Raw genomic sequence first — 6,167 nt, 5'->3', positions numbered from 1 at the left:
GTGCTGCACGGCGTGCAGCCCTCGCCGCTCGTCGCCGGGCTCAGCAGCGGCATCTCGGCCGAGCGGGAGCGTACGGGCTCCGTGCCCACCGCGCGCGGCGCCGAGCAGCAGGCGGCTGCCGACGCGCCCGTACCGGGGGTGAAGCGGGACAAGAAGGAGCCCAGTGGCGGCGTCCCCGACCTCACCAAGGCATCGCCCGAGCCCTCGCCCGTACTCCCGGCGCGCGCCGAGCAGCTACAGCTGGCCGGCGACATCACCTACTCGCTGCCCTCCCTGGACCTGCTGGAGCGCGGCGGGCCCGGCAAGACCCGCAGCGCCGCCAACGACGCGATAGTCGCCTCGCTGACGACCGTGTTCACCGAGTTCAAGGTGGACGCGTCCGTCACCGGCTTCACCCGCGGGCCGACGGTCACCCGGTACGAGGTGGAGCTCGGCCCGGCCGTGAAGGTCGAGCGGATCACCGCGCTCACCAAGAACATCGCCTACGCCGTGGCCAGCCCGGACGTCCGGATCATCAGCCCGATCCCCGGCAAGTCCGCGGTCGGCATCGAGATCCCGAACACCGACCGCGAGATGGTCAACCTCGGCGACGTGCTGCGGCTGGCCGACTCGGCCGGCGACGAGCACCCGATGCTCGTCGCGCTCGGCAAGGACGTCGAGGGCGGCTACGTGATGGCCAACCTGACGAAGATGCCGCACGTCCTGGTCGCCGGCGCCACCGGCTCCGGCAAGTCGTCCTGCATCAACTGCCTGATCACCTCGATCATGGTGCGCGCCACGCCCGAGGACGTACGGATGGTGCTCGTCGACCCCAAGCGCGTCGAGCTGACCGCCTACGAGGGCATCCCGCACCTGATCACCCCGATCATCACCAACCCCAAGCGCGCCGCCGAGGCGCTGCAATGGGTGGTGCGCGAGATGGACCTGCGCTACGACGATCTCGCGGCGTACGGCTACCGGCACATCGACGACTTCAACGCGGCCGTGCGCAGCGGCAAGGCGAAGCCGCCGGAGGGCAGCGAACGGGAGTTGTCCCCGTACCCGTACCTGCTGGTGATCGTCGACGAGCTCGCCGACCTGATGATGGTCGCCCCGCGGGACGTCGAGGACTCGATCGTCCGCATCACCCAGCTCGCGCGGGCCGCCGGCATCCACCTGGTGCTGGCCACGCAGCGTCCGTCCGTCGACGTCGTCACCGGTCTGATCAAGGCCAACGTGCCGTCCCGGCTGGCCTTCGCCACCTCCTCCCTCGCCGACAGCCGCGTCATCCTCGACCAGCCCGGCGCCGAGAAGCTCATCGGCAAGGGCGACAGCCTCTTCCTGCCGATGGGGGCCAACAAGCCGGTCCGTATGCAGGGCGCCTTCGTCACGGAGGACGAGGTCGCGGCCATCGTGCAGCACTGCAAGGACCAGATGGCGCCGGTTTTCCGGGACGACGTCACGGTCGGGACGGCCAAGAAGAAGGAGATCGACGAGGATATCGGCGACGACCTCGACCTGCTGTGCCAGGCGGCGGAGCTGGTCGTCTCCACCCAGTTCGGCTCGACCTCGATGCTCCAGCGGAAACTGCGTGTGGGCTTCGCGAAGGCGGGCAGGCTCATGGACCTGATGGAGTCGCGGAGCATCGTGGGGCCGAGCGAGGGCTCCAAGGCGCGCGACGTGATGGTCAAGCCGGACGAGCTGGACGGGGTGCTCGCCATCATCCGCGGGGAGTCCCAGCCGTGAGCAGCCGTGAGCGGCGTGAGGAAGAGGCGGCGGCGGGACCCGTCCGTGGGGAAATGGTGAGCAACCGTTTCCCTCGGCTGTGCGTCAAGTTGGGGAAGGGGCAGGGCCGATGTATCACCATCGGTGTCTCAGAGCGTCCGATGGCGTACGCCAGGGCATTCTGATGGCGTACAAAGGCCTGCTTTCCGCTTGCCCGACCCTTTCGCATCCCCCCTAAACTGAACCTCCAGCAGGTGGCTGCACGCTCGAAAGGCGCTCTCGTGTCCATCGGCAACTCTCCCGACGACGGCCGCCCCTCCATCGGCCGCCGCCTCCGGCAGGCCCGCGTCGAATCCGGACTGACCGTCGACGAGATCAGTTCGACCACGCGCGTACGCGCCCCGATCGTGCACGCGATCGAGCAGGACGACTTCTCGCGCTGCGGCGGCGACGTCTACGCCCGCGGACACATCCGTACGCTCGCCCGCGCCGTCGGCCTCGACCCCGCCGCCCTCATCGAGCAGTACGACGCCGAGCACGGCGGCCGGCCGTCGCCGACCCCGGCGGCCCCGCTCTTCGAGGCGGAGCGGATCCGGTCCGAGCCGCGGCGCCCCAACTGGACCGCGGCCATGGTCGCCGCGATCGTCGCCGTCGTCGGATTCGTCGGCTTCACCCTCTTCAGCGGCGGCGACAAGGAAGGCGGCCGGCCCGTCGCGGCCGACAGCCCGACGGCACGCCAGTCCACCCCCGCCCACAGCCCGAGCCCGAGCAAGCCCGCCGACCCCAAGCCGGACCCCTCCGAAAGCGCCATTGCCGCGGCTCCGGGCAACAAGGTCACGGTCAAGGTCACCGCCACCGAGGCCGCCAGCTGGATCTCCGCCAAGGATCACAACGGCCGGCTGATGGACGAACTGGTGCTGAAGGAAGGCGCGTCCAAGACCTTCACCGACGAGCAGCAGATCGACCTGGTGCTGGGCAACGCCGGGGCCGTACAGCTCTTCGTGAACGGCAAAGAGATCAAGCACGTCGGCGACAACGGGCAGGTCCAGCGGCTGAGCTACACCAAGGGCGACCCCGAAGCAGGGTGATCATCAGCACGTGGCACCGGAGGCGGCCTCAGGACAAAGTACGCTGAGCCCTATGCCCGAACGCCGTACCGTCGCTCTTGTCACACTTGGCTGCGCCCGTAACGAGGTGGACTCGGAGGAGCTGGCAGGCCGCTTGGCAGCGGACGGCTGGGACCTCGTCGAGGACGCCGCCGAAGCCGATGTCGCCGTCGTCAACACCTGTGGATTCGTCGAGGCCGCCAAGAAGGACTCCGTCGACGCGCTGCTCGAAGCCAATGACCTCAAGGACGCCGCGAGCGAGGGGAGAGCCCGTACGCAGGCCGTGGTCGCCGTCGGCTGCATGGCCGAGCGGTACGGCAAGGAGCTCGCCAAGGAACTGCCCGAGGCCGACGGAGTGCTCGGCTTCGACGACTACGCCGACATCTCCGACCGCCTTCAGACCATCCTGTCCGGCGGCGTCCACGCCTCGCACACCCCGCGCGACCGGCGCAAGCTGCTGCCGATCAGCCCGGCCGAGCGGCAGTCCGCCGCCGTCTCGCTGCCCGGCCACGCGCAGGACACGCCCCCCGCGGACCTCCCCGAGGGCGTCGCCCCGGCCTCCGGCCCGCGTGCGCCGCTCCGCCGCCGCCTGGACTCCAGCCCCGTCGCCTCGGTGAAGCTCGCCTCCGGGTGCGACCGCCGCTGCTCGTTCTGCGCCATCCCCTCCTTCCGCGGCTCCTTCATCTCGCGCCGCCCCTCCGACGTGCTCGGCGAGAGCCGCTGGCTGGCCGAGCAGGGCGTGAAGGAGATCATGCTGGTCTCCGAGAACAACACCTCGTACGGCAAGGACCTCGGCGACATCCGGCTGCTGGAGACGCTGCTGCCGGAGCTGGCGGCGATCGACGGCCTGGAGCGCATCCGGGTCAGCTACCTCCAGCCCGCCGAGATGCGGCCCGGCCTGATCGACGTGCTGACCTCCACGGAGAAGGTCGCGCCCTACTTCGACCTGTCCTTCCAGCACTCGGCGCCGGGTGTGCTGCGCGCGATGCGCCGCTTCGGCGACACCGACAGATTCCTGGGCCTCCTTCAGGAGGTACGGGCCAAGGCACCGCAGGCCGGCGCCCGCTCCAACTTCATCGTGGGCTTCCCCGGTGAGACGGAGGACGACGTCGCGGAGCTGGAACGCTTCCTCACCGGCGCGCGGCTGGACGCCATCGGCGTCTTCGGCTACTCCGACGAGGACGGCACCGAGGCGGCCGGCTACGCGGACAAGCTCTCCGAGGACGTCGTCGCGGAGCGGCTGGAGCGCATCTCCCGGCTGGCCGAGGAGCTCACGGCGCAGCGCGCCGAGGAGCGGCTCGGGGAGACGGTCGAGGTGCTGGTCGACCGGGTCGACGAGGAGGACGGGGTGATCGGCCGGGCCGCGCACCAGGCGCCCGAGACCGATGGCCAGACCATCCTCACGGGTGACCGTGATCTTGCGCCGGGCCGTATGGTCGTGGCAAAGGTGGTCGCGACCGAGGGCGTGGACCTGGTCGCCGAACCGCTGGGCGACGACGGCTGTACCGAGGAGGCGCGCAGATGACCGGAGTCCCGGCCTCCGCCGCTGGTGGGCACTCGGCCACGGCGACGGCGACAGTGGCACCGGCGGGACTATGGAATATCGCCAACATCCTCACCATGGTGCGGCTGTTCCTTGTGCCCGGCTTTGTCTTGTTGATGCTCCACAACGGCGGCTACGACCCGGCCTGGCGCTCCTTCGCCTGGGCCGCGTTCGCGATCGCCATGATCACCGACCTCTTCGACGGCCATCTGGCCCGCAGATACAACCTGGTCACCGACTTCGGGAAGATCGCCGACCCGATAGCGGACAAGGCGATCATGGGGGCGGCGCTGCTCTGCCTCTCCGCCCTGGGCGATCTGCCGTGGTGGGTCACGGGCGTGATCCTCTTCCGTGAGATCGGCATCACGCTGATGCGGTTCTGGGTCATCAAGCACGGCGTCATCCCGGCCAGCCGCGGCGGCAAGATGAAGACGCTCGCGCAGGGCACGGCCGTGGGCATGTACATCCTGGCGCTGACGGGGCCGCTGGCCACGTTCCGGCTGTGGGTGATGGCGGTGGCCGTGGCGCTGACGGTGCTGACGGGGCTCGATTACGTACGGCAGGCGGTCGTGCTGCGGCGGGCGGGGCTGGCGGCGGAGCGCGAGAGGGCCGGCCGGGAGTCCGTGCGGTGACGGGGGGCGGTGTGGGGGGCCGGGGCGATCCCCGTGATGTTGCTGCGTCTGCTGCGTCTGCCGCGTCCCGTGATGCTGTTGGAGTAGGCCCGGCTGGTGATGTTGTTGAGCCCTCTGGTGCTGATGAGGCCGGTGCTTCGGGGGCGCGGGCTGTGGGGACGTGGGCCGCGGCCGAGGTGCTGAGGGCGCTGGCCGAGCGGGGGCAGACGCTGGCCGCCGCGGAGTCCCTCACGGGCGGCCTGGTGGCCGCCGAGCTGACGGCCGTACCGGGTGCCTCGCGGGTCTTCCGGGGCTCGGTGACCGCGTACGCGACCGAGATCAAGGCGGCGGTGCTGGGCGTGGACGCCGCACTGCTGAGCGCGCGCGGAGCGGTCGACGGCGAGGTCGCCCGGCAGATGGCGGAGGGTGTGCGGGCGGCGCTGAGCGCCGACTGGGGCGTCGCCACGACGGGCGTCGCGGGCCCCGAACCGCAGGACGGGCAGCCGGTGGGAACGGTGTTCGTCGCCGCCGCGGGGCCGGGCGGCGCCGGGTCCGTACGGAAGCTGGCGCTGCGCGGCGACCGGGCCGGCATCCGGGCGGAGAGCGTCCGGATGGCGCTGAAGGTGCTGCTGGGCGAACTGATCGAAAATGCGCGGACACAGGATACGGAACATGGTGGGGGTTCTGGATGTTTGCAGCCCTGAGTGAACACGACATCGCTCCCCGCACGGCTGGACCCCGAGGCGGTACGGTGGGGCGTGAAGGATCCGGATTCGCGGTCCAAGGAGGGAGCCACCGATGATTTTGCTCCGTCGCCTGCTGGGTGACGTGCTGCGTCGGCAGCGCCAGCGCCAGGGCCGCACTCTGCGCGAGGTCTCTTCCTCAGCCAGGGTCTCGCTCGGTTACCTCTCCGAGGTCGAGCGGGGGCAGAAGGAGGCGTCCTCCGAGCTTCTCTCCGCAATCTGCGACGCTCTGGACGTACGGATGTCCGAGGTCATGCGCGAGGTCAGCGACGAACTGTCGCTCGCCGAGCTGGCGCAGTCGGCGGCGGCGAGCGAGCCGGTACCCGCGCCGATGCGGCCGATGCTCAATTCGGTATCCGTGACGTCCGTGACGGGCGTCCCAGGGGAACGGGTGACCATCAAGGCGCCCGCAGAGGCCGTGGATTTGGTCGCGGCCTGAGAGCGGCGCTTGTGCTTTTCC

6 protein-coding genes are annotated in these 6,167 nt (G+C 70.4%); all 6 read left to right on the top strand.

Annotation, left to right across the window (positions count from 1 at the left end):
* The coding region (locus ACFU99_RS29450; RefSeq protein ID WP_384397787.1) for a DNA translocase FtsK at positions 1 to 1,725 on the top strand (1,725 nt) is incomplete at its 5' end.
* 260 nt (positions 1,726 to 1,985) lie between these two features.
* Positions 1,986 to 2,792 (top strand): helix-turn-helix domain-containing protein, encoded by an 807-nt coding sequence (locus tag ACFU99_RS29445; RefSeq protein WP_384397785.1) that lies wholly within the window; start codon positions 1,986 to 1,988, stop codon positions 2,790 to 2,792.
* A 52-nt stretch (positions 2,793 to 2,844) separates the two neighbouring features.
* Positions 2,845 to 4,335, top strand: coding sequence for a 30S ribosomal protein S12 methylthiotransferase RimO (gene rimO / locus ACFU99_RS29440; RefSeq protein WP_384397783.1), 1,491 nt, complete (start codon positions 2,845 to 2,847; stop codon positions 4,333 to 4,335).
* Entirely contained in the window at positions 4,332 to 4,985 is a 654-nt protein-coding gene (pgsA, locus tag ACFU99_RS29435; RefSeq protein ID WP_384397781.1) for a CDP-diacylglycerol--glycerol-3-phosphate 3-phosphatidyltransferase, read from the top strand. Before rimO ends, pgsA begins: the two co-directional genes overlap by 4 nt.
* A gap of 152 nt (positions 4,986 to 5,137) precedes the next feature.
* Positions 5,138 to 5,668: a CinA family protein gene (locus tag ACFU99_RS29430; protein WP_384397779.1), complete on the top strand. Its 531-nt coding sequence runs from the start codon at positions 5,138 to 5,140 to the stop codon at positions 5,666 to 5,668.
* 94 nt (positions 5,669 to 5,762) lie between these two features.
* Entirely contained in the window at positions 5,763 to 6,146 is a 384-nt protein-coding gene (locus tag ACFU99_RS29425; protein WP_384397777.1) for a helix-turn-helix domain-containing protein, read from the top strand.
* Positions 6,147 to 6,167: the final 21 nt, after the last annotated feature.

Origin of the sequence: Streptomyces sp. NPDC057654, from assembly GCF_042800135.1 — a bacterium.
Classification (GTDB): domain Bacteria; phylum Actinomycetota; class Actinomycetes; order Streptomycetales; family Streptomycetaceae; genus Streptomyces.
The sequence above is the reverse complement of the archived record's forward strand: the minus strand, read 5'-3'. Positions and strand labels throughout refer to the sequence as shown.